Here is a 22024-nt window from a genome sequence, read left to right on the forward strand (position 1 = left end):
CGCGCCTTAAATGGCGCGGCTACACACGGAGCGCGGCACGCCCGCGAATCCGGCTTTGACGCCGCCCGCCCGCCGCCGCCACTCTGGCGGCGTGAGTGATTCCGTTTCCGCCTCTTCCTTGCTGACCACGCTGCGCTGGCTTTCCGCGCACACGCGCTTTCCCGCGAGCCGTTTGCCAGACAAGGCTGAGACGCTGCTGTTGATCGCGACCGCCGCGCAGCACGAGGAAAACCTCATCAAAGCCAATGAGTCCGGGCTCTTTCACATCAAGAGCCGCGATGGAGCCAAGGAAGCCGCGCTCCGCGCTCACGCGATGCGTCGCTCGCTCGTCCACTTCAAGTGCGACAACAGCGCCAAGGTCTGAGCTCGGGATAAACCCATCCCGCGGACAGCGGAGAAACTCTTCTGCCGACTTGCCAACGCTGGCGAACTTCCAACCCCTTGGGGCGATTCATGAACACTAGCTGGCGCCTCTTCGGTCTTCTCCTCGCGCTCACGTTTTCCGTTCTGCCCGCGCACGCGGTGATCGACCGCGTCATCGATAAAACGTTCGATGCGAAATCCGGCGTCGCGGTGAGCGCAGACACGTTTTCCGGCGGCATCACGGTGACGGCTTCGGACGATGCGCGCGTGCATGTGCTGGTGCGGCAGACGGTGGAAGCGACCGACGAGAAAGCCGCCGAAGCGTTGCTGGCCAAACTCGACGTGACGCTTGAGCAGGCGAAGGACGGCGGCATCGTTTTGAAAATCACGCCGCGCCACGCCGTGCGCTGGACGTGGCAGAACTGGTCGCCCGCCGCGCTCGTGATCGAGCTCAGCGTGCCGCGCAGCTGCCAGCTCGATCTCCGGACGGGCGAAGGCGGCGTGACGGTTGGCGCGTTGAAGGGAAACGTCAGTGCGCACACCGCCGCCGGGGCCATTTTCATCGGCGAGATCGAGGGCGACGTCTTGGCGACGAACACGCGAGGCGATGTCTCCGTCACCGCCTGCACGGGCGCGCTCAAGCTGCTCGCGAAAAATGGCAACGTACTCATCGGTCGCAGCGGCGGACGGGCGGAGTTATCGGCGGTTGATGGCGTGATCGAAGTGCAGGCCGCGCGCGGAGCGGTGATCGCCCGAGGCAACCGCACCGACATCAAAGTCAGCTTCGTTCACCCGCTCACAGAGGCGTCGGATCTGAAGGCCGACGGTGGTGATGTCACGGTGGGCTTCGATCCGCGCAGCGCGGCGACGCTCCATGCCCGGGCATCGAAATTTGGCAGTGTGCGGGTGCGCGATCTCGATGTGACGATGGTCAAAGGAAAGTCCGGCGACTCTACGCTCACGGGCACGCTCAACGGCGGCGGCCCGCTTATCAAGCTCCGGGCGAGCGGCGGGCAGGTGAGGTTGAACGCGGTGCCGTCGCTTTAGGTTTTTACGGACAGATCGCGGCTTGAAGCCGCTCCTACACTTTATGACGAACACGACCGACGCTTTTTCTGAACTCAACACGCGCCTGCGCCGCGCGCAGTTGCTCGACTCCATTGGCCAGCTCCTCGGGTGGGACGAGCAGGTGAATCTGCCTGCTGATAGCGTGGCGCATCGCGCGGCGCAGCACGCGGCGCTTGCTGAAACGGCGCACGCGGCATTGAGCGATCCGAAGATCGGCGAGCTTCTGGCTGTGCTCGAAGCGCAGGTGAAAACGCTCACGTCCGATCAGCAAATCGTGGTGCGCTGGGCGCGGCGGGACTATGACCGCGCCACGAAATTGCCCGCCGAATTTGTCCGAGAAAAGGCGGAGCAGGGGAGCCGGGGTTATCACGCGTGGGCCGAGGCGAAGAAGAACGCGGACTTCGCGAGCTACGCGCCGGTGCTCGAAAAAAATCTCGAACTGGCGAAGCGCGAAGCGGGCTACCTCGGCCAGGCGGCCGCGCCGTACGACTACATGATCGATAAACACGATCCGGGCATGAGCGCCGCCGTGATCGAAAAGCTTTTCGACGAGTTGAAGGCGGGACTTGTGCCGTTTGTGCGCGAAGTGACGGCGTCGAAGACGAAGGCGCGGGCCGATCTGATGCGCGGGTTTCCCGTCGAGCAGCAGCGCGCATTTCTGCGCGAGGTGACGCAGAAGATCGGTTTCAATTACGAGCGCGGTCGGATCGATGTGTCGCTGCATCCGTTCTGCTCGGGCACGGGTGCGGACATCCGCATGACGACGCGTTTCGACGCGGACAATCCGCTGGATTCGCTCTTCAGCTCGATCCACGAAACCGGTCATGGCCTCTACGAACAAGGGCTCGCGAGCGATCAGCATCACACCGCGCTCGGGCAGGCGGCGGGGATGGGCGTGCATGAATCGCAGAGCCGGCTTTGGGAAAATCAGGTCGCGCGCAGCCGCGGTTTCTGGAAGTTCTTCGAACCGAAGTTTCGCACGGCGTTTTCGGAGCAGTTGAAGGATGTTTCCTCGGATGAATTCTATCTCGCGATCAATGCGGTCGAGCCGACGTTGATCCGGGTCGATGCCGATGAAGTGACGTACAATCTGCACGTCGTACTGCGCTTCGAGCTGGAGAAAAAACTCTTCGCCGGGACGCTCGCTGTGCGCGATCTGCCGAAGGCGTGGAACGAGTCGGCGCAAGCGTTGCTCGGGCTCACGCCGGCGAACGACCGCGAAGGTGTGTTGCAGGACGTGCATTGGAGCGACGGCGCGTTTGGCTATTTCCCGAGCTATTGCATCGGCAATATGATGGCGGCGCAGCTCTGGTATCACGCGCTGAGTCTGAGGCCGCAGTTGGAGGAGGAATTTGCGCGTGGTGATTTCACGTGGCTGCTCGGCTGGTTGCGCGAGATGATTCATGCGCAGGGCAAGCGACTCGATACGCTCGGGCTCGTGCGGCACGCGACGGGCGAGGAGCTTTCGCCGAAGTGGCTGCTGCGTTATTTGCGCGAGCGTTACGGTGCGCTGTATTTGAAGTGAGGATTGGGTGGGCGACGCGGTTGCGGACAATGCGGAGCATTGTCCCTACCTCGGAATCTTCTCGCGCGTTTGCTTTTGGCGCGGGTGCTCGTGAGTTGGCGGCATGTCTCGCCCGATTCTTTGTTTTGGAGAAGTGCTTTGGGATGTTTTGCCGCATGGGCGGTTTCTCGGCGGAGCGCCGCTCAATGTGGCTTATCACCTCGGGCGGCTGGGGCATGACGCGAAGTTGATCTCGGCGGTGGGGCGGGATGCGTTGGGCGACGAAGCGAGGGCGCGAGTGAAAGCGGCGGGGCTGGACGATGCGTTGATCGCGGAGCATCCGTCGCTGCCGACGGGCAGCGTGACGGTGGCGCTCGATGCGGCGGGGCAGGCGAGCTATGATATCCATCATCCGGTGGCGTGGGACGAGATCGCGGCGCATCCGACGACGAGCGGCGTGAGTGCGCCGGCGGCGATGGTGTTTGGTTCACTGGCGTTGCGCGGGACGGCGAATCGCGACCGGTTGAGCGAGTGGCTGGCGTTGAAACCGGCGGTGCGGTTGTGCGATTTGAATTTGAGGCCGCCGTACGACGATGTGCGTTCGCTCGATGCGTGGGTGCGCGGCTGTACGGTCTTAAAAGTGAATGAAGACGAGGCGCGCACGCTGTCGCCGGAGTCTTTGAGAGGGGCGGCGACGGAACGTCATGCGGCGCATCTGGCTGGCCACTACGCGTGTGAGATGGTGTGCGTGACGCTGGGGGCGAAGGGCGCGCTGGTGTGGCGGAAGGGCGAGGTGTTTCGCGCGGAGTCGCCGCGTGTGGAGGTGCGCGACACGATTGGCGCGGGAGATGCGTTCACGGCGGCGTTGCTCGATGGGGTTTTGCGTGGCGGAGAGAAGGCGGATTGGGCGGCGGTGTTGCGGCGCGCGTGTGCGCTCGGGGCGTTTGTCGCGAGCAAGGATGGGGCGCAGCCGGAGTATGAGCCGGGTGAAGTGGCGGGGTTGAGCTGAGGTTTTGTTTGGCGTTTAGAGTTTTGGCGTTTGGGATTTTCGCACATGGCTTCGTTGATCGACACGCACACGCATCTGGAATCGTTCGCGCACAAAGGTGTGCTGGCTGAAACGCTCGTGCGTGCGAAAGACGCCGGTGTGGAGGCGATGATCACGATCGGGACGTCGCCGGAGGACTGGCGGTTTTATCAGAAGATCGCGCGGGAGAATGCGGGTTTCGTTCACTACTCGGTGGGCGTGCATCCCTGCTCGGTCGAGGAGACGTGGCCGGATGAGGTGGCGCAGATCGAGGAATTTTGGAGTCAGTTCTCGGAGCCGCCGCCAGTCGCGCTCGGCGAGTGCGGGCTGGACCGGTTTCACCTGCCGAAGGATGACGCGGCGAAGGCGGAGAAGATTTTTCGCTGGCAGCGCGCGGCGTTTGCGGCGCAGCTCTTAATTGCGGCGAAGCTGAAGTGTCCGCTGGTGGTGCATTCGCGCGGCGCGTTTCAGGAGTGCGTGGAGATGATCGATGCGAGCGGCGTGGACTGGACGAAGGTCGTTTTTCACTGCTTCACCGAGGGCGAAGCGGAGATGGCGGAGCTGACGCGGCGCGGCGGGTATGGGTCGTTCACGGGCATTTTGACGTACAAGACGGCGGAGACGATCCGGGCGGCGGCGAAGGCTCAGGGGCTTTCTCGGTTCATGCTGGAGACGGACGCGCCGTACCTGACGCCGATGCCGCATCGCGGGAAACCGAACGAACCGGCTTATTTGAAAAATACGGCGGAGTTTGCGGCGGGGGTTTTCGGTGTGAGCTATGAGGAACTGGCGCGGGTAAGTACGGAGAATGCGCGGCGGTTTTTCGGGATTTGAGGCTGAACGCGGGTGAGCGTTTGGTTGAAGCGCGAAGACGCAAAGACGCGAGGGACGACGCCAGCAGCCGAGTGGCGATTATCGCGTGAAGCGCGATAGTGACTTTCGCCTTTGGGAAATGCGCTGCATCGCGTTGGACTCTTTTGCGAATTCGCGTCTTTGCTCTTCAAGAAAGCGACGTGGAGTTCGCGTAGCGTTTTCGCGCGGGCGTGTTCGGCCTACGAAAAAGGCGACCGCTTTGGGTCGCCTTAGATAAGTTGGATAAAATTAGAGCGTTTTAGGCTTCGTCGAATTTGCGGGCGAAGAGTTGTTCGAGCTCGTTGAGCATCTGGGTCGCGTCGTCGCCGGTGGCGAGGAACTTGACCTTCGAACCTTTGCCGGCGGCGAGCATCATGAGGCCCATGATGCTTTTGCCGTTCACCTGTTCGTCGTCTTTTTCGACGAAGACATCGGCCTTAAATTTGTTGGTGATACGCACGATCATGGCCGCCGGACGGGCGTGGATGCCCATCTTGTTTTGGACAACCAACTCTTTGGAAAGAGGTTTTCCCGCTGTCGTGACGTCGTTTTTATCCATTCGATTTAGGTGCGCGCATGGTCGTGACGCCCGCCGTCGGCTTGCAACTCCAAAAACCTGCCACAAGCGTCCAAAGCCATGCCCCAGACCGCCATCATCGTCCCTTGCCGGCTCGAATCGACGCGTTTCCCGCGCAAGTTGCTTCATGTGATCAAGGGGAAGCCGCTGCTCCTGTGGGTGGCGGAGCGGATCGCCAAAGAGGCTCCGGAGTTTCCGCTGTTTTTTGCAGTCGATGATGCGTTGCTGGCGGCGCCGCTGGAGAAAGCCGGGTTCAAGGCGATCGCGACGAGCGTGTCGCATCAGAGCGGCACGGACAGGATCGCGGAGGCCAATCGCATCGTGAAGGCACAGCACGTGATTAACGTGCAGGCGGACGAGCCACTCGTCTCGGGCGGCCAACTACGCGATCTGGCGAAGCTGATCGCGACGCCGGTGGCGATGGCGACGCTCGCCACTCCATTCACGACGGCGTTGGATTTTGCGAATCCGAATCAGGTGAAAGTGATCCTGCGCAATGATGGGCGGGCGCTCTATTTTTCACGGTCGTCGATGCCGTATGCGCGCGATTTCGCGGGAAAGGTCGACGATGCGTGGGTGCGGGCGAATGGTTGTCTGCGGCATCTCGGGCTCTACGCGTACAAGGCGGAGTTGCTGGAGAAGTTCGCAAGCCTGCCGGTCGGGCGGCTGGAGCGGATCGAGAAGCTGGAGCAGCTGCGCGTGCTGGAGAATGGTTTCGATATTGCGGTGGGCGCGACGACGGATCCGACCATCGGTGTCGATACGCCGGAGGATGCGGTGAAGTTCGAGGCGGCGTTGGGGTGAGGGATTCGTTGCGTGCGGAGGCGCTGACGTGATTCTGGTGTCAGAGTTTTTTGCGGGAGACGCTGGTGACCCAGAGGATTTCGCAGGCGCCGCCTTCGGTGTCGTCGCGGGTGAGCGAGGAGCGCCAGGTGCCGCCGTCGGGGGTGGAGGCTTCGACGAGATAACCTTCGAGCGTGACGAGTTCGTGGCGTTTCACGGCGAGGAGCTGGCTGCGGATTTTGGCGTCGGCCGGGAGGCAGTGCGTGTTGGCGGAGTTTTGCGCGATCTGTTCCGGTTCGAGCGGCGCTTCGTTTTTCCAGCTGTAGAAATAGAAGCGACCGTGCTGGGTGATTTTGAGTCCGTTGATGGCGTAGGCCGTGGACATGGGGCCCCAGCCGAGGGCGAGGTCGAGGGGACAGAGATCGGAGAGCGGAGCGAAGCGGTAGCGTTCGCCGCGGAGGACGACGGCGGTGATCTGGTACTTCGCGAGCGGCTTGATGGTGTATTCGCCGTTTCGGAACGCGGCGGGAAGGCCTGCGGAGGATTGAACGGGCTGGCGCGGAGCGGGGATGCCTTTCCAGCGGGCAGGCGTGTCGCGGATGAAGAAAAACCAAGCCGCAGCAACCAGCAGCACGAGAACGATGCGCTTTTTCACTGCGAAGCGGGATGTCGAGTTGCGGGGAGGAGTTGTGGATCAATTTTCCACGAGCTCAGGCACGGGATCTTGTCTGCGGGTTTTGCGTGGCGTTGAGGCTGACTGCGGACCGCGCGCCTTGTGTTTGGGGCGAGCAGGCGAGCCCTCGACCAAGGTTTTGAGGCGGCCGGCGATGGAATCGAGCTCGACGGCCTGGGCGCTGAGTTCTTCGGCGGCGGCGGCGGTTTCTTCGGACTGGGATGCGTTGGCCTGAGTCACCTTGTCCATTTGGACGACCGCAGTATTTATCTGTCCGATACCCTGAGTCTGTTGGTCACTGGCGGTGGCGATTTCTGAGGCGAGGCTGGTGAGCTGGTTGATCTTGCCCCGAATGTCTTCGAATCCGGTGGCGACGTGGCCGCAGATTTCGACGCCGCGGTTGGCGCGCTGAAGGGCGTCGCCAATCTGGTCGGAGGTCTCGCGGGCTGCGACTGTGGAGCGTTGGGCGAGGGCGCGGACCTCGTCGGCTACGACGGCGAAACCGGCGCCGGCCTCACCGGCACGGGCGGCTTCGACGGCGGCGTTGAGAGCGAGGATGTTGGTTTGAAAGGCGATTTCGTCGATGGTCTTGACGATGCGGGCGACGCTGTCGCTCGACGTTTTGATGGCGTTCATGGCGGAGACCATGTCCTGCATCTGTTGCGCTCCCCGGTCGGCGGAGTTGCGTGCGTCTGTGGCGAGGGTGCTTGCGGTGGTGGCTCCCTCGGCGTTGCGCTTGGTCATGCTGGCGAGTTCTTCAAGCGAGGCGCTGGTTTCCTCAAGCGAGGCGGCTTGTTCGCTCGATGCCTCGGCCAGGGCTTGGCTGGTGGCGGAGATTTGGGAGACGGCGGAACTGGTCTGCGCAGAGCCTTCGACGAGATGGCCAGCGATCCGCTGAATGGGTTTCGAGATGCTACGCGCTATCACGAGAACGACGGCGAGAACGAGGATGAGAGCGCCGGCACCGATCTGGATGGCGGTATTACGAACGGCGCGAGCTGCGGCGAGGACTTTGGACTCGGGGATGGAGGCGGTGACGTTCCATGGGGTGCGGCTTTCGCCGATGAGGATGGGCACACCGATGCGAAAGACGTTGTCGTTGAGTGTGTGCGAGAAGCTGGTGACTGAGAACGGCTCGCCTTTGGCAAGGCCAGCCAGGAGTGGCTCGATCCAGGGGTCGGTTTTGGCGACGGGGTTGTTGAGGCGTTCGGTTTTGGGGTGAGAGACGTAAACGCCTTTTTGCGAGATGAGGGCGATGTAGCCGGTTTCGAAGATTTTTGCGGCGGTGAGACTGGAGAGCTGGGCGAGATCGATGTCCACACCGACGACGCCGACGATTTTCTCGCCTTGGCGGATGGGGACCACGAGGGAGGTCATGAGGATTTTTTTGCCGCCGGCCTCGTAGATATACGGTTCCAGGATCACCTCTTTACCGGAAGCTCGTGGCAGGAGGTAGTAGTCTCCGGCGCCAGCAATCGTGTAGTCTTTATTTGGTTCCAAAGCGATCGTGTCGCCTTTGCGAAACCAGTAAGGTACGAAACGGCCGGTGGTGTCGTGGCCGGTCTGGTTGACGAAGTCAGCGTCGCGGCGGTCAAAGGCGTCGGGTTCCCAGCATGTCCAAAGAGCGAAGAGGCCGGGAGTGGCCTCAAGCGTGCGGCGGAGCATGAGGTTGACGGTTTCGCGGGAGAGGGCAGTGCCTGAGGCGAGCGAACCTTCGAGGGAGAGGGCGAGCGTGCGAGGGACGGTAAAGGCTCCGTCGAGCCGGCGGGCGACCTCCTGTGCGCGGTTGGCGGAAAGTTCGCGGGCGTAGGCTATGCCTTGTTCCCGGGCGAGAGCGTCGGTGCGCCAGGCGATGAAGCCGATGGTGAGCGTGAGTCCGAGCACGACGACGGTGCCGATGCTGAAGAGCATTTTAGCTTTGAGACTGAGGGGCCGCATAGTGGAGCCGACCGCCAAAAACGAGAATCGGACAGTCGGGGTAGCATCGACAATGGAAGCGGCGAATTAAGCGCGGTTTGCGCTAATCGTGTTGCGAGCCCGTAAAAAAGCCCGGCTCACAGAACGTGAAGCCGGGCTGTATGAAAACGATCGATGGATGGTGCCAGGATCTCAGATCTTACCGGCTTTGCGGGCTTCGACCATTTTGTAGAAGTCGACGAAGAGCGGGTCAGCGTCGTTCGGGCCGGGAGCGGCTTCGGGGTGGTATTGGACCGAGAAGACGGGGAGCTTGGTGTGGCGGAGGCCTTCGACGGTGCCGTCGTTGAGGTTGAGCTCGGTGACTTTGGCGCCGCCTTTTTCGAGAGACTTGGGGTCGGTGGCGAAGCCGTGGTTTTGCGCGGTGATGGAGACTTTGCCGGTCTCCAGATTTTTCACAGGCTGGTTGCCGCCGCGGTGGCCGAACTTGAGTTTATAGGTCGTGCCGCCCATGGCGTGCGTGAGCATCTGGTGGCCGAGGCAGATGCCGAAGATCGGGTACTCGTTGAGGAGGCCGGTCACCGTTTTATGGATATACGGGAGGGCGGAGGGATCGCCGGGGCCGTTAGAGAGGAAGACGGCGTCGGGTTTGTGTTCTTTGACCTGCTCGGCGGTGTAGGTGGCGGGGAAGACTTGGACGTCGAAGCCGTGGCGGATGAGTTTGCGGAAGATGGTGTGCTTGGCACCGAAGTCGAAGGCGGCCACGCGGAACTTTTTCGCGGGGATGCCGGGGGCGTTCATCGTGGTGCCGATGGGGAAGTAAGGGGCGTTGTGGTTGGCCACGTCGTCGCTGCGCCAGATGAAGGGTTCTTTGACGGAGACTTCTTTGACGTAGTCGGAGCCGGCCATGTCCTGCCAGTTGCGGGCTTTGGCGATGGCGTCGGCGTCGGAGATGGGGAGGGTGCTGAGGCAGCACTTCATGGCGCCATCGACGCGGAGTTTTTTCGTGAGGGCGCGGGTGTCGATTTCGCTGAGGCCGGGGATGCCGTATTTTTTGAAATAGGCGTCGAGCGAGGACTGGGAGCGCCAGTTGCTGACGATGGGGGAGAGTTCGCGGACGACGAAGCCGGAGCATTTGGGGGCGTGGGCCTCGGCGTCTTCGTCGTTGATGCCGTAGTTGCCGATCTGCGGCGCGGTCATGGTTACGATCTGGCCGAAGTAGGAGGGATCGGTGATGATCTCCTGGTAGCCGGTCATCGAGGTGTTGAAGACGCATTCGCCTGCGATGGTGGCGTCGGCTCCGAACGCGAGGCCGCGGAAAATGGAACCGTCTTCGAGGGCGAGAACTCCTTGCTTGGGCGTGGACATTAAAGCCGAACGAAAAGGGGTCGGGGGGGGCGTGCCAAGCGGTTTTCTGAGTTTGTTCTAAGAAGTCACGAAGTCCGATCAGGGGATGAGCCAGGAGATGGGGTAACGTGGCTAAAGTGAGCGTTTTCTACGCAGCCGGGCGCAGGGCGAGATAGGTGCAGGCGGCGTAGGTGAGGAAGTCGGAACTCAGCTCAGGCGTTCGCGCCAGTATCCTGGCTCTTGCTTGAAGTGCATCACCGCGACCACCCAGATTGCATCGGGTCGGTCGAGGTAGATGACGCAGTACGGAAATACCGGCCCCGAGTGCCGCCGGGCGGGTGGATCGAACATGCGCCGCAAATCCGGTCGCGCACGGATTTCGGAAATGACCTCATCGATCTCGGCGTAAAAACGCTGGGCGACGGTCAGACTGAGCTGGGCCTAATAACGGCCGGAGGCGGTTAATTCCAGCCGGGCTTCCGGATGAAATATGACCGGCTTCACAAGCCGGCGATTTGCCGCAGTTCGGCCATGACTTGCTCGCCGGGTACGCCTTTGATCTGGCCGCTTTCGATTTCCGCGATGCGGCGGCGCGTCTCAGCCCGCCACGCTGTGTCGATCTCCGGGTCGGGCTGTGCGAACGCTTCCACGAGCAACCGGTCAAACAGCTCTGTTTTCTTTTCCCGGGGTAACTGCCGCGCTTCTGAGACGAGTTGTTCAACGGTCATGCTCATGGTTGCGAGGCTGCTGGATTCGTGCCCGGCGGCAAGTCCGCCGAGGCCTCTGTGCTATAGAGCCGGTCGCAGGGCGAGGTAGGCGTAGGCGGCGGCGTAGATGGCGCACTGGGCGAGGAGCAAGGCGTAGCCGAGGCGGAGGAGCGGGGTGGTGAGCGTGGATTGGACGCGGAGCCAGGGGAGGACGATCAGGCGGCCGAGCCAGAAGAGTCCGGTGGCGCCGCAGACGGTGCGGGCGAGCGGTGAACCGGTGAGAAGTTCGGGCGCGAGGAGCAGGCTGATGAGGCCGAGGACGGCGATGGTGGCGCCGATCGAGAGGTTTTGAGCGATGGCGAAGCGGCGGTGGATGGGCGGGAGCGCGGCGAGGTTTTTATCCCAGTCGGGCGGGATGGGCGTGAAGCAGGCGAGGGTGAGCGTGACGAGGTGGAACGCGCCGGCGAGACGGAGGCCGAGAGTCCAGAGGTCGGTGGAAAACATGGGGAAGAGTAGCCCACGAAATACACGAAAGACACGAAAAGGAATGGCGGAAACGGGTGGGAGTGGTCTCGCGAAGGGGAGGCCGCGTGATAATTAGAGGAGCTAGTGCTGAGGAAAACTGAAGACAGCCCAGGTGTCAGTTGGACCGCCGACGCGGTTTGGGGGTCTTCGCCGTCTTGCTGGTGCGGGTGGTGGCTTTGGTCTCGCCGACGACGGGCTGGAACGACTCCACGTCGTGATCGAACTTGAGTAATTCCCAAGGCTCCAAGCCGCAGGCTTCGGCCATCTTGATTAACGTGGAGAACTGGATGTTGGGTTTACGACCTGCTTCGACCGACTGGTAGTGTTTGTATTTGAGCCCGGCACGTTCGGCGAAGGCTTCTTGGGTGAGCCCAAGATTCTCCCGGAGGCGCTTCACGCGCTCCATCAGCCGTTGTGCGATGTCGTTGCTCACGGCCGAGACTAGTCATGGCCGGGCAAGTCATGAACCCCTCTACCGGTAGTGAAGACTCGACACCCCTTTGTCGGTGGTGCAAAGCCTGCGACTTCCCTGCGTGAGCCTGCTTTCGTTTGTCCACTTCGCTTCAGAAGGGGCCAAAGGCAGACGCGCGAAGGGCCTTCTCTTCATGGTCCAGCATACGATCTCCGACGTTCTCGTGCAGTTTCGCGAGGCGGTCACATCCAACCGCGATTGATGCGCCGTGCCCACGCTTAATTGGATCGGCAAAGACGCCGTCGTAAATCACCACCGCGAGGTTCCCTATCGCCTGCTGCGCAATGTGCCGGAACTCGGCTGCGGCGACCCCGGCTCCGGCAACCTCCTTGTCGAGGGCGACAATCTCCACGCGCTTAAGGCTCTGCTGCCTTACTACGCCGGGCAGGTGAAGTGCATCTACATCGACCCGCCCTACAACACCGGTAACGAGGGCTGGGTTTATAACGATGCCGTCAACAGCCCGCTCATTCAGAAATGGCTCGGCGAGACCGTCGGCAAGGAGGCCGAGGATCTTTCCCGACACGACAAATGGCTCTGCATGATGCTGCCGCGGCTCCAGCTGCTGAAACAGTTTTTGCGGGAGGACGGGTCCATTTGGGTGAGCATGGACGATTCGGAAATCTCCCTGCTGCGCATGCTCATGGACGAGGTTTTTGGCCGCGAACGCTTCGTCGCCTGCAACGTCTGGCAGAAGCGCTATTCGCGCGAAAACCGCGAGGCCATCGGAGACGTGCACGAATATCTGCTGGTTTATGCGATGGATCCCAAAAAATTTAAGGCTGATCGAAATCGCATTCCGATTACCGGCCCGCAGGCGAAGGTATACAGAAATCCCAACAATGACCCGAAGGGCCGCTGGCGTGGGATTCCGATGACTGCCCAAGCTGGGCACGCTACTGCTGAGCAGTTCTACGAAATCATTGCGCCTTCAGGAAAAGCCTTTCGTCCGTCAAAAGGCCGGTGTTGGGGCTTGGCGGAGGCCACCTTCAAGAAGCTCCGTGCGGATGGTAGGATCTGGTTTGGGAAAAAAGGAAACTCACAACCAAACGTGATTCGCTACCTCAGCGAGGTTGAGGGCATGGTCCCGTGGACTTGGTGGCCACACGAAGAGGTCGGCCACACCGATGAATCAAAAAAGGAAATCCAGGCGATCTTGGATGCGGAAATTCCGTTCGACACTCCCAAGCCCACCAGATTGCTCGAACGCGTCCTTAGGATTGCGACCAATCCAGGTGAACTCGTTATGGATTCATTTTTGGGGTCCGGCTCAACGGCGCACGCCATTCTGAAACTCAATCGTGAATCCTCGGAGACGACTCCACGTCGATTTGTCGGAATCGAAATGGAGCCGAAGGTGGCCGCAGAGATTGCCTCAGAACGAGTGAGGCGGGTGGCGAGGGGCTATACGAACGCCAAGGGCGAAACCGTGGCCGGTCTCGGCGGCGGATTCCGATACTGTCGGCTCGATGCGCCGCTGTTTTCTGCCGCTGGTGTGATCAATCCCGATGTGCGCTTCGCCCAGCTTGCACGGCACGTGTATTTTACGGAGACGGGCGAGCCGTTGCCGCGCGAGCGCGTGCCCAACACGCCGCTGGTGGGCGTGCATCGGGGCACCGGCGTTTATCTGCTGTTCAACGGCATCCTCGGCGATCATTCGGCGAGCGGTGGCAATGTGCTCACGCGCGCCGTTCTCGCGAAGCTGCCGCCCCACGCGGGCCCGAAGGTGATTTACGCCTACGGCTGCCTGCTCGGCGAAGAGCGACTGCGCGGCGAGCAAATCACGTTTCGCCAGACGCCCTACGAAATCGCCACCACATGAACCTCGCGCTCAAAGGCTATCAGACCCGCATCCTCGGCACGTTGCGCGATTACCTGCGCGAGGTGGCGCGCACGGGCGATCCGCGGAATCCGTTCGAAAAAATCGTCGCGGCCAATGCGGCGAAGGCGGTGCCCTACATCCCGGTGCAGATTCCGGGTCTCGCGGGCGTGATGCCCTACGTGTGCCTGCGCGTGCCCACGGGCGGCGGCAAGACGCTGCTCGCGGCCCACGCCATCGGCTCGGCGGTGAAGGATTATCAGCGGGCCGAGCGCGCGGTCGTGCTGTGGTTCGTGCCGAGCAATCCCATCCTGGAGCAGACGCTCGCGGCGCTGAAAAATCCGCGGCACCCGTATCGCCACGCGTTGGAGCGCGGCGACGGTGCTGCGAGCCCGGGCGTGGGTGCAGTGGAGGTGTTGACCATCGAGGAAGCGCTGCGCGTGACCCCCGGCACGCTTGACGGCGCGACCGTCGTGATTGTGGCGACGATCCAAGGCTTTCGCGTGGACGACACGACGGGCCGCAAGGTTTACGACCCGATCAATGGAGCGCTCGACGACCATTTCCGCGCGGTGCCGCCAGACCGGGTGGGCGATCTCGAAAAAGGTCCCGACGGAAAGCCGGCGCGTTCGCTGGAAAACGTGCTCCGCCTGCGTCGGCCCATCGTGATTGTGGATGAAGCGCACAACGTGCGCACGCCGCTCTCGTTCGCCACGCTCGGCAAGCTCCAGCCCTCGTGCATCCTCGAATTCACGGCGACGCCCGACCGCGAGAAAGCGCCGTCGAATGTGCTGCACCGCGTGTCGGCGGCGGAGTTGAAGGCGGCAGCGATGATCAAACTGCCCATCCGTGTGGTGACGCGCCCGGCGGGCGAGTGGGCGCGGCTGCTCACGGACGCACTCACGTTGCGCCAATCGCTCGAAGGCATCGCCGCCCGCGAGGCGCAGACTTCGCGCGAGTATCTGCGACCCATCGCGCTCATTCAAGGACGCGACGTCGAGCACACGCAGGAGCTGAAGAAGCACCTCGTGGACGAACACGGCATCGCCGACGCCGAGATCAAAATTTGCACCGGCAAGATCGACGAACTGAAGGACGTGAAGGATCTCGCGGCGGTAGATTGCCCCGTGCGCTACATCCTCACCGTGCAGAAGCTGCGCGAGGGCTGGGACTGCCCGTTTGCGTATGTGTTGTGCAGCCTGCAAGAGACGCGCTCGGCGACGGCGATCGAGCAGATCGTCGGCCGCGTGCTGCGTTTGCCCAAGGCGAGCTTCAAGACCGAGCCGGCGCTGAACGAGGCGTATGTGTTCTCGGTATCGCCGACGCTGGCCGAGGTGCTCGGCGAGCTTAAGGGCGCGCTGGAGCTGCACGGCTTCACGGGCGCTGAGGCGGAGCGGATCATCCTCTCGGGCGCCGACGGCGGGGTCTTGCCGCTGGCGGTGGCGCCAGTCGTCGTGGCGGTTCATCCGGATGATTTCGACAAGACGCTGGTCGCGACGCACGCGCCGGCATTGATCGGCAAAGTTTCCTTCGATGTTAAGGCCGGCACGTTGACCGTGAGTGCGCCGCTCAACGATACCGAACGGGCGTGGGCGCTCTCGTGCGTGAAAGCGCCGGCGATGCAGGCGCAGGTCACGGCGGCGCTGGACGAAGTCGGCGAAGCCGCGGCAGCGTGGGGCGCGGGCGGGAGCCTCGCGGCGCACGCGACTGGGCCGCTGCAGGTGCGATTGCCCTTCGTGGTACCGCTGCTGGCGATCCGGCAAGGCGAACTGTTGGAACCGTTCGAGGCGACGCATCTGCTGGAGCGTCCGTGGAAATTGAGCGAACGAGACGCGACGCTCTCGGAGGCGCTCTACCCTGCGAAGCGCGCGGTTGGCGAACTCGGTCTGGTCGACGTGGAAAAGGAGAGCGGTCGCGTGCGCACGGAGAGGACTGAAGGGGTTGAAGAAGACAGCGTGGAGACGGACTTCGTGAGCCGGCTCCATCAGCAGGTGCTGGCGCTGAACGGCGGTAGCGAATGGAGCTTCGAGCAACTCGTCGTGTGGCTCGACCGAAACCTCTTCCGCGACCCGGAGGAGCGGCGGGAGATCATCGGCGTCGAGTCGGCGTTGTTTCTCCGCAAGGCGCTCAACGGCCTTGTGACCGCACGGGGTCTGACGGACATCGGTCCGTTGGTACTCGACCGCCATCGCCTGGCCGAGGCGCTTGCACAGCGTATCCGCCAGCATCGCGAGGCGGAGCGGCTGGCGGCGTTTCAGGCGCTGCTGTTGCCGGAATCGGAGCTGACGGTAAGCGTGGAAGTCTCACTGGACTTCGCGGCGACGCGCTACGAGCCGAGTTGGAGCTACGATGGCGGGCATAAATTCAAGAAGCACTATTACGCGCCCGCGCCCGGCGAGCTCCACAACACGGGCGAGGAGTTTGAGTGCGCCGTTTATCTCGATGGCTTGCCCGAGGTGAAGACGTGGGTGCGAAACTTAAGTCGTAAAGGCCCGTTCTGGTTGAGGCGTTCGACGGCGAATTTTTATCCGGACTTTGTCTGCCTGCTCACCGACGGACGTGTACTGGCGGTGGAATACAAAGGCGCGCATCTGGCGACAGCCGACGAGGCGAAGGAGAAGGCATCAGTCGGTGCGATCTGGGAATCACGGAGCGATGGCCGCTGTTTGTTCGTGATGCCGACGAGCGGCGGGCTGGCTGAAATCAGACGGAAGGTCGGAATGAGCTGAGCTGTCAGAGGCGGGCTTGCGTAGGGATTGGGCGGGGATAGGTTTTGGCCATGAGTTTTAACGATGTGCTGGCTGAGTTGCCGGCTTTGACGCTGGAGCAGAGGCAGCTGCTTATCCGGATGGCGGTGGAGTTGGACGATGCGCCTCTTTCGGTAGAGGAGTCGGCACTGGTCGAGCGGCGTCTCACCGGGCATCGGAACGATCCGGCGTCTTCAGTCGCACTGGACGCGATGAAGGAAAAATTACGCGGGCGCTTTGCGCCATGAGCTGGCGGGTGGTGTTGCGTCCGGAGGTCGAGGGCGATGTGGCGGAGGCGGCGGGGTGGTATGAGGAGCGGCACAAGGGATTGGGCGCGATGTTTGTCGAGGAGGTGATCACGGTGTGGGATGAACTCGCGGAAAACCCACTGCTGAACAGCAGGCGCGATCAGGCGAAGAATGTCAGATGGCGTTACCCGAAGAGATTTCCGTATCGTATCGTTTATGAGGTTTTCGACGAGGAGCGCGTGGTCGTTGTGGCGGCCGTGTTACACGCGACACGGGCGGACCGGCATTGGCGGGCACGGGTGTGAGCCCGGTGGGGATGAGGAGTATTTGGTGAGGCGGGTTAGCGATGTCGTTCAGCGCGCTCGGGAGTGCGCGTTCCACCTCGGGGGTTTCTGAAGCCAGCCAGCGGCCGGCGCTCCCGGCTAGGAGGTGGGCCGACGGGGGCGGAGGTCAGTAGTGGAGGGTGCGGAGTTCGGTGGTTTTGCCGGAGCCGTTGCATTTGGTGCAGCGGACGTGGGCGTAGGAGCGGACGGTGGTCGTCGTGGTCTCGGTGCCGGTTTCGCGCCAGGTGGTGCCGAGCGTGGACGTGTAGGTGCGCGTGTAGGGGCTGGAGGATTTGACGACTTGCGTGGTGGGCGTGCCGACGAAGGCACGGCCTGCGCATTCGGGGCAGTTGAAACGGAAGTGTTCGGGTTTCACGGTGGCGCTGCAGACTTTGAGCGAGCCGTGGAGGACCGCTCCGTTGGAGAGGATGACGCCGTCGTAGGTAGGGTCGGACTCGATACGGACGATCATGCCGTCGTAGGCGACGAAATCGCCCCGGCGGTAGTACTGGAGTTGCTGGCGGCTGTTGAGATTCACGCGGGCGCCGTTGGTGGCGCGGCCGGAGCTTTTGCGGTCGTAGGCGTCTATTTTTTCCTGGAAGGCGGCGGCTTCTTTGGCGCGCTGGAGGGCTTCCTCAGCGGCGCGTTCGCTGGCGAGGCGGGCTTCCTCGGCGAGGCGGGCCTGCTCGGCTTCGCGTTCGCGGCGCTGGCGTTCGAAGACGGCGTTGCTGAGAGCGGTTTCCTGTGCGGTTTTTTCGAGGAGTGGGGCGAGGCGGGCTTCGAGGTCGGCGATCACATCGACGTAGGTCGTGGCGGCGAGGGTGGCCTCGATGTTGGCGGGTGGCGCGGAGTTGGCGCGGCGGGCGAAAGGTTTGGTGACGTCGCCGGGCTGGAACTGGCCGTAGGGTTGTATCCAGGGGCTGAATTCTTTGGCGGAGGCCGGGACGCGGCCGATGCCGGTGGCGCGGTTGCCCTGGAAGAAGCCGAGGTAAACGGGGAGCAGCTGGGTCTTGGAGTCGGCGAGGATCTTGTGCTGGAGGGCGAGGCCGAAGCGGAGTTCGCCGGCTTCGAACCAGCCTTCGACGGTGCCGAAGAAGCCGTTGTTGATGACGAGTTTGGTTTGGGGATCGACGAGGAGGACGCGGGCGGTGCCGCGGCCGTGGGGGCGGAGCTGGGCGTCGAGCGGGCCGGTGTATTCGAAGCGGAGGTTGGGCGCGGGCGAGTAGGTCTTGGCAACGAGGATGGCCTGGCCTTTGGCCCAGGCGCCGGTGACGAGGGCGTCGCCTTTTTTCCAGGTGCCTTCGCCGTGCATCTGGTCGGAGGACCAGTCGCCGCGGTAGGAGGAGCCGTCGGGCCAGGTGCAGAGGCCGTAGCCGTGGCGTTTGCCGTCGAGGGTTTCGCCGAGGTAGGTGGCGTCGCCGAAGGTGTGCTCGGCGGCGGTGGGGAGGAAGAATTCGCTGCGGACTTCCTTCGCGACGAGGTCGAAGACGTGGAAGCGGGCGAGGCGGTAATCGGCGGGAGGTTCTTTGTCGCTGACGAGGATGAGGCCGCCGCCGGGCATGAAGTGGACGTCGAAGCGCTGCGGGAGTTTCGCGGTGAAGATGTGTTCCTCGGCGGGCTTTTTGCCGGCGGGATCGAGGACGGTGACGCGGACCTGGTCGGCGGGTTCTTTATTGAAAGTGATAAGGCGGTTGCGGAAGCCGTCGTAGCGGACTTCGAAGTGGTCGAGCGCGCCCATCTGTGTGCTGTGGGGCGGGTAGAGGGCGGTGAGGTCGCGTGCTTCGCCGAGGATGTTGCGGAAGATTTTCTGGTGCGGGAGCGGGGCGGGCTGGGAGAAGCGGGCGAGCCAGCCGCGGCCGGTGGGGTCGATGAAGTCGATGCGGACGAGGCGGGCGGCGTCGGCGGTCGTGAGTTTTTGGAGACGGGTGGATTTGCGGGTGGCGAGGTCGAGGTGGAGGAGTTCGCCGTTCCAGAGATGGATGAGGACGGAGAAGTCGGGGGAGAACCAGGCTTTGGCGGGATCGAAGGCTTTGAGGAGGCGGGTGGATTTTTGTGCGGGGTCGTCGAGATCGAGTTCGACGAGGGCGGAGGCGTTTTTCTCGGTGACGCTCTTGTAGAGGTAGCGGCCGGAGCGGATGGCGCGGAGCCAGGTTTCGGGGTCGGCGAGTTTAACGGTATGGGTGCGGCTGGTGAGGGTGTCGGTCAGCGTGAGGGTGCGGGCGTAGCCTTCGTTGCCGGTCTGGGCGGAGTACCAGAGGCGGTCGCCGCGTTCGAGGGGGATGGCCTTGGGCTGTTCGCCGAGGGGAAAGAGGGTGGCGGTTTCGAAGTCGCGGGCCCAGAGGCGGCCGTTTTCGTCCGGGACATCCGAATACGCGTGGGGGCGGTCGGGGGCGAAGCGGTAGGCGGCGTGGGCGGATGGCGGGAAAAGGGCGAGGGCGAGGAGAGAGGTTAAGAGGCTGGCGGCGACGTGGATGGGGCGGGGCACGAGGGGGAGCATGTTGTCCCAAAATCATCGGACGCGTTGGCGGCGGGCCAAGGGATTTTTGTGCGGAGCGTCCTTTGGGGAAGTAGCGAGTAGTGAGTAGCGGGTAGCGAGTAGTCTGATGGAGGCGGAAGCCGGTCAGCGGCCGGCGCTCCCGGAGCGGCGCGCGAGGGTAGGGGCGCGTTTCACGTCGGAGGCGTCGCGCGAGCGCGAGCCCTACAGGGAAACGGAGGACTCGAGGGCGATTTGGGCGGAGGAGCCGCCGATGAGGATTTTGTAAGGGCCGGGTTCGGCTTTCCAGGTGTGCGTCGTGACATCCCAGAAGGAGAAATCTTTTGGGACGAGGCGGATGCGGGCGATGCGGGATTCGCCGGGTTGCAAGGTGAGGCGGGTGAAGCCGCGGAGTTCTTTGGATGCGCGCGGGACGGACGGGGAAAGGGCGCTGAGGTAGAGCTGGGCGACTTCAGTGGCGGCGACGGGGCCGGTGTTGGTGACGGTGAACTCGATGCTGATGCGGCCGTCTGGGAGGCGGAGTTTGTCGGGCGTGATAGAGAGCTGGCTGTATTCGAAGGTCGTGTACGTGAGGCCGTGGCCGAAAGGGAAGAGGGGGGCGATTTTTTTCGCTTCGTACCAGCGGTAGCCGACGAGGATGCCTTCGGTGTAGGGGATACGGTTGATCGGGCGGGACATGTCGTTGTCGGGGTCCCAGCCGGTGTAGAGTTGTTCGCCGGGCGGGAGGTAGTTGGCGCCGGGGGAGTCGGTGAACTCGCGTTCGATCGTGAAGGGGAGTTTGCCGGAGGGAGCAGTGTCGCCGCAGAGGATTTCGGCGAGGGCGCGGTTGCCGTTCTGGCCGGGGTACCAGGCGTAGACTATCGCTGCGGCGCGGTCGGCCCAGGCGGTCATGCGGATGCCGGAGCCGGTGTTAACGAGGACGATGGTGCGCGGGTTGAGCGAGACGGCGCGGAGGATACGTTGCTCTTCGGCGTCGGGCAGGGCGAAGGGGCGGTCCCAGCCTTCGCTGTCGTGCGTGCCGGTGCTGAGGAAGACGGCGTCGGCGGAGCGGAGGTCGGCGTCGGTCGGGTTTTCGAGGACGGTGAGGGCGTCGCCGTAAACGGCGGTGAGGGCGTCGCGGAGCTGGACGTGGTTGTAGCCTTCGACTTCGGCGGAGCCGCCGCCGCGGGCGAGGGTGTCGGTGAAGAGGCCGGTGAGCAGGATTTTTTTCGCGGAGCCGCGGCGGAGCGGGAGGATGGCGTCGCGGTTGGTGAGGAGGACGATGCTTTCGCGGGCGGTCTGGAGGGCGACTTGTTCGTGTTCGGGGAAACGCTCGGCGTAGTAGGGTTCGTGGACGGGGCGATCGTGGAGGCCCATGGCGATCTGCGTGCGGAGGATGCTGCGGACCAAGCGGTCGATCTGGGCTTCGGTGACGCGGCCGGTTTTTAGGAGGCGCGGGGTGTCGGCCTGGAGGAATTTTTCGCCGGGCATTTCCAGGTCCTGGCCGGAGGCGATGATTTTTTCGGCGTCGAAGACGGACCACCAGTCGGTCATGACGAGCCATTGGTAACCGAGGGTTTCGCGTAGCAGTTTTTCAATGACGGCGCGGCTCTGGCCGGCCCACTCGCCGTTGACCTGGTTGTAGGCGGTCATGACGGCCATGGCGCCGGCGTCGATGCCGGCTTTGAAGGCGGGCAGGTAGATCTCGTGCATGGTGCGCTCGTCGAGGGCGGAGTCGGACGTGCGGCGGTGGTGGTCGGTGTTGTTGGCGAGAAAGTGTTTTAGCGTCGGAATGGTGCCGGTCTCGAGGACGCCGAGGACGTAGCGCTCGGTGATTTGCGCGGCGAGGAACGGGTCTTCGCCGAAGTATTCGAAGTTACGGCCGCACTGGCTGTGGCGGTAGATGTTCACGCCGGGGCCGAGAAGGATGGCGACGTTGGCGGCGCGGCATTCTTCGCCGATGGCGCGCGCGTAGCGGGCGGCGAGCGCGGGATTCCAGGTGGCGGCGAGGGCGATGGGCGCGGGGAAGGCGACGGAGCGGTCGAGCGGGAGGCCGAGGTTGCGGCGGAGGTTCACGCCGCCGGAGGCGTCGGACATGAGGAGCTCGGGGATGCCGTGGTGGGGAAAGCCCTTGGTGAAGAAGCCGCGGTGACCGGAGATGAGCTGGTGTTTTTCGTCGAGGGAAAGTTTCGCGAGCAGGGCGTCGGCGCGGGTGGTGGCGTCTTCGAAGGAAACGGGCGGGCGGAAGGAGGGCTCGGTGGGCATGGCGGAGAAGAGTGAGGGGTGAAAAGTGAAGAGTGAAAGCGGAGAGGCAGGGGCAGGGGCAAATGACCAGTGACCAATGAACAATGACCAGTGGCGGAGGGGCGGAGGTAGTTGGTCGTTTGTAGTTGGTAGTTGGGGCGGACGCAGGCGGAGGCAATGCGGGGGTGGCTCTTTCGGTTGAGGAGGTGTCTTGCGAAGGGAGCGGCGGAGGCTTCGCGGGAGGCGATTCCTGCAAGGACGGCGATGAGTAGGGGCCGGAAAATACTAAGGCGTACACGGGGATGAAGCCGGGTACGCCTTGGTTGCGATCGTGTGACCGCGTGTGGGCTCGGGAAGA

Annotated in this window: 19 protein-coding genes; 10 read left to right on the forward strand and 9 right to left on the reverse strand. The window is 63.2% G+C overall.

Annotated features, from left to right (window positions below):
* Positions 1-55 precede the first annotated feature (55 nt).
* The 5 genes from CMV30_RS11475 to CMV30_RS11495 all read left to right on the forward strand — a co-directional run bounded on the left by CMV30_RS11475 (position 56) and on the right by CMV30_RS11495 (position 4796).
* Positions 56-364, forward strand: a complete 309-nt coding sequence (locus tag CMV30_RS11475) for a hypothetical protein (protein ID WP_245844135.1) — start codon at positions 56-58, stop codon at positions 362-364.
* An 89-nt stretch (positions 365-453) separates the two neighbouring features.
* Complete coding sequence (locus CMV30_RS11480) at positions 454-1410, forward strand: DUF4097 family beta strand repeat-containing protein (protein ID WP_096056154.1); 957 nt, start codon at positions 454-456, stop codon at positions 1408-1410.
* A gap of 43 nt (positions 1411-1453) precedes the next feature.
* Positions 1454-2956 carry a carboxypeptidase M32 gene (locus CMV30_RS11485; RefSeq protein ID WP_096056155.1) on the forward strand — a complete coding sequence of 501 codons (1503 nt, stop codon included), beginning with the start codon at positions 1454-1456 and terminating at the stop codon, positions 2954-2956.
* Between the two features lie 103 nt (positions 2957-3059).
* Complete coding sequence (locus tag CMV30_RS11490) at positions 3060-3944, forward strand: carbohydrate kinase family protein (protein WP_096056156.1); 885 nt, start codon at positions 3060-3062, stop codon at positions 3942-3944.
* Between the two features lie 45 nt (positions 3945-3989).
* Positions 3990-4796, forward strand: coding sequence for a TatD family hydrolase (locus CMV30_RS11495; RefSeq protein WP_096056157.1), 807 nt, complete (start codon positions 3990-3992; stop codon positions 4794-4796).
* Between the two features lie 277 nt (positions 4797-5073).
* Here the strand turns inward: CMV30_RS11495 and CMV30_RS11500 are convergent, their stop codons facing one another.
* Positions 5074-5373 (reverse strand): HPr family phosphocarrier protein, encoded by a 300-nt coding sequence (locus tag CMV30_RS11500; protein ID WP_096056158.1) that lies wholly within the window; start codon positions 5371-5373, stop codon positions 5074-5076.
* A 78-nt stretch (positions 5374-5451) separates the two neighbouring features.
* On the opposite strand from CMV30_RS11500, the gene kdsB reads away from it, so the two are divergent.
* Complete coding sequence (gene kdsB / locus CMV30_RS11505; protein WP_096056159.1) at positions 5452-6195, forward strand: 3-deoxy-manno-octulosonate cytidylyltransferase; 744 nt, start codon at positions 5452-5454, stop codon at positions 6193-6195.
* A gap of 40 nt (positions 6196-6235) precedes the next feature.
* Here kdsB and CMV30_RS11510 read toward each other — a convergent pair whose 3' ends face one another.
* The 6 genes from CMV30_RS11510 to CMV30_RS11535 all read right to left on the reverse strand — a co-directional run bounded on the left by CMV30_RS11510 (position 6236) and on the right by CMV30_RS11535 (position 11773).
* Positions 6236-6829 (reverse strand): hypothetical protein, encoded by a 594-nt coding sequence (locus tag CMV30_RS11510; RefSeq protein ID WP_096056160.1) that lies wholly within the window; start codon positions 6827-6829, stop codon positions 6236-6238.
* A 39-nt stretch (positions 6830-6868) separates the two neighbouring features.
* Positions 6869-8785, reverse strand: coding sequence for a methyl-accepting chemotaxis protein (locus CMV30_RS11515; protein ID WP_096056161.1), 1917 nt, complete (start codon positions 8783-8785; stop codon positions 6869-6871).
* 171 nt (positions 8786-8956) lie between these two features.
* Positions 8957-10129: a glutamine-hydrolyzing carbamoyl-phosphate synthase small subunit gene (gene carA, locus CMV30_RS11520; protein WP_096056162.1), complete on the reverse strand. Its 1173-nt coding sequence runs from the start codon at positions 10127-10129 to the stop codon at positions 8957-8959.
* Between the two features lie 479 nt (positions 10130-10608).
* The gene (locus CMV30_RS11525) at positions 10609-10842 is read right to left on the reverse strand and encodes an addiction module protein (RefSeq protein ID WP_096056163.1); all 234 of its coding nucleotides are present in this window, start codon (positions 10840-10842) and stop codon (positions 10609-10611) included.
* Positions 10843-10896: 54 nt separating this feature from the next.
* Complete coding sequence (locus CMV30_RS11530; protein ID WP_096056164.1) at positions 10897-11319, reverse strand: hypothetical protein; 423 nt, start codon at positions 11317-11319, stop codon at positions 10897-10899.
* Between the two features lie 136 nt (positions 11320-11455).
* A complete protein-coding gene (locus CMV30_RS11535) occupies positions 11456-11773 on the reverse strand; it encodes a helix-turn-helix domain-containing protein (RefSeq protein WP_175414839.1) in 318 nt (105 codons plus the stop codon).
* A gap of 247 nt (positions 11774-12020) precedes the next feature.
* Here CMV30_RS11535 and CMV30_RS11540 point away from each other — a divergent pair, with 247 nt between their 5' ends.
* From CMV30_RS11540 to CMV30_RS11555, 4 genes are read left to right on the forward strand one after another with little or no spacing between them, the layout of a single operon-like run.
* Positions 12021-13634: a site-specific DNA-methyltransferase gene (locus CMV30_RS11540; RefSeq protein ID WP_096056166.1), complete on the forward strand. Its 1614-nt coding sequence runs from the start codon at positions 12021-12023 to the stop codon at positions 13632-13634.
* A complete protein-coding gene (locus tag CMV30_RS11545; RefSeq protein WP_096056167.1) occupies positions 13631-16360 on the forward strand; it encodes a DEAD/DEAH box helicase in 2730 nt (909 codons plus the stop codon). Before CMV30_RS11540 ends, CMV30_RS11545 begins: the two co-directional genes overlap by 4 nt.
* Before the next feature lie 50 nt (positions 16361-16410).
* Positions 16411-16626, forward strand: coding sequence for a hypothetical protein (locus CMV30_RS11550; protein WP_096056168.1), 216 nt, complete (start codon positions 16411-16413; stop codon positions 16624-16626).
* Positions 16623-16931 (forward strand): type II toxin-antitoxin system RelE/ParE family toxin, encoded by a 309-nt coding sequence (locus CMV30_RS11555; RefSeq protein WP_096056169.1) that lies wholly within the window; start codon positions 16623-16625, stop codon positions 16929-16931. The genes CMV30_RS11550 and CMV30_RS11555 overlap by 4 nt, the downstream gene beginning before the upstream one ends.
* 145 nt (positions 16932-17076) lie before the next feature.
* On the opposite strand, the gene CMV30_RS11560 is transcribed toward CMV30_RS11555, so the two are convergent.
* Together CMV30_RS11560 and CMV30_RS11565 are read right to left on the reverse strand one after the other, a co-directional pair.
* Positions 17077-19446, reverse strand: coding sequence for a hypothetical protein (locus CMV30_RS11560; protein WP_096056170.1), 2370 nt, complete (start codon positions 19444-19446; stop codon positions 17077-17079).
* Positions 19447-19647: 201 nt separating this feature from the next.
* Entirely contained in the window at positions 19648-21687 is a 2040-nt protein-coding gene (locus CMV30_RS11565; protein WP_096057737.1) for a beta-glucosidase, read from the reverse strand.
* Positions 21688-22024: the final 337 nt, after the last annotated feature.

This window comes from Nibricoccus aquaticus (assembly GCF_002310495.1).
Taxonomy (GTDB): domain Bacteria; phylum Verrucomicrobiota; class Verrucomicrobiia; order Opitutales; family Opitutaceae; genus Nibricoccus; species Nibricoccus aquaticus.

Coding starts and splice junctions, on each gene's coding strand:
- kdsB (WP_096056159.1), top strand. CDS start 5,452: ATGCCCCAGACCGCCATCATCGTCCCTTGCCGGCTCGAATCGACGCGT.
- CMV30_RS11545 (WP_096056167.1), top strand. CDS start 13,631: ATGAACCTCGCGCTCAAAGGCTATCAGACCCGCATCCTCGGCACGTTG.
- CMV30_RS11500 (WP_096056158.1), bottom strand. CDS start 5,373: ATGGATAAAAACGACGTCACGACAGCGGGAAAACCTCTTTCCAAAGAG.
- CMV30_RS11515 (WP_096056161.1), bottom strand. CDS start 8,785: ATGCGGCCCCTCAGTCTCAAAGCTAAAATGCTCTTCAGCATCGGCACC.
- CMV30_RS11480 (WP_096056154.1), top strand. CDS start 454: ATGAACACTAGCTGGCGCCTCTTCGGTCTTCTCCTCGCGCTCACGTTT.
- CMV30_RS11555 (WP_096056169.1), top strand. CDS start 16,623: ATGAGCTGGCGGGTGGTGTTGCGTCCGGAGGTCGAGGGCGATGTGGCG.
- CMV30_RS11485 (WP_096056155.1), top strand. CDS start 1,454: ATGACGAACACGACCGACGCTTTTTCTGAACTCAACACGCGCCTGCGC.
- CMV30_RS11530 (WP_096056164.1), bottom strand. CDS start 11,319: ATGTTTTCCACCGACCTCTGGACTCTCGGCCTCCGTCTCGCCGGCGCG.
- CMV30_RS11525 (WP_096056163.1), bottom strand. CDS start 10,842: ATGAGCATGACCGTTGAACAACTCGTCTCAGAAGCGCGGCAGTTACCC.
- CMV30_RS11490 (WP_096056156.1), top strand. CDS start 3,060: ATGTCTCGCCCGATTCTTTGTTTTGGAGAAGTGCTTTGGGATGTTTTG.
- CMV30_RS11495 (WP_096056157.1), top strand. CDS start 3,990: ATGGCTTCGTTGATCGACACGCACACGCATCTGGAATCGTTCGCGCAC.
- carA (WP_096056162.1), bottom strand. CDS start 10,129: ATGTCCACGCCCAAGCAAGGAGTTCTCGCCCTCGAAGACGGTTCCATT.
- CMV30_RS11565 (WP_096057737.1), bottom strand. CDS start 21,687: ATGCCCACCGAGCCCTCCTTCCGCCCGCCCGTTTCCTTCGAAGACGCC.
- CMV30_RS11550 (WP_096056168.1), top strand. CDS start 16,411: ATGAGTTTTAACGATGTGCTGGCTGAGTTGCCGGCTTTGACGCTGGAG.
- CMV30_RS11560 (WP_096056170.1), bottom strand. CDS start 19,446: ATGCTCCCCCTCGTGCCCCGCCCCATCCACGTCGCCGCCAGCCTCTTA.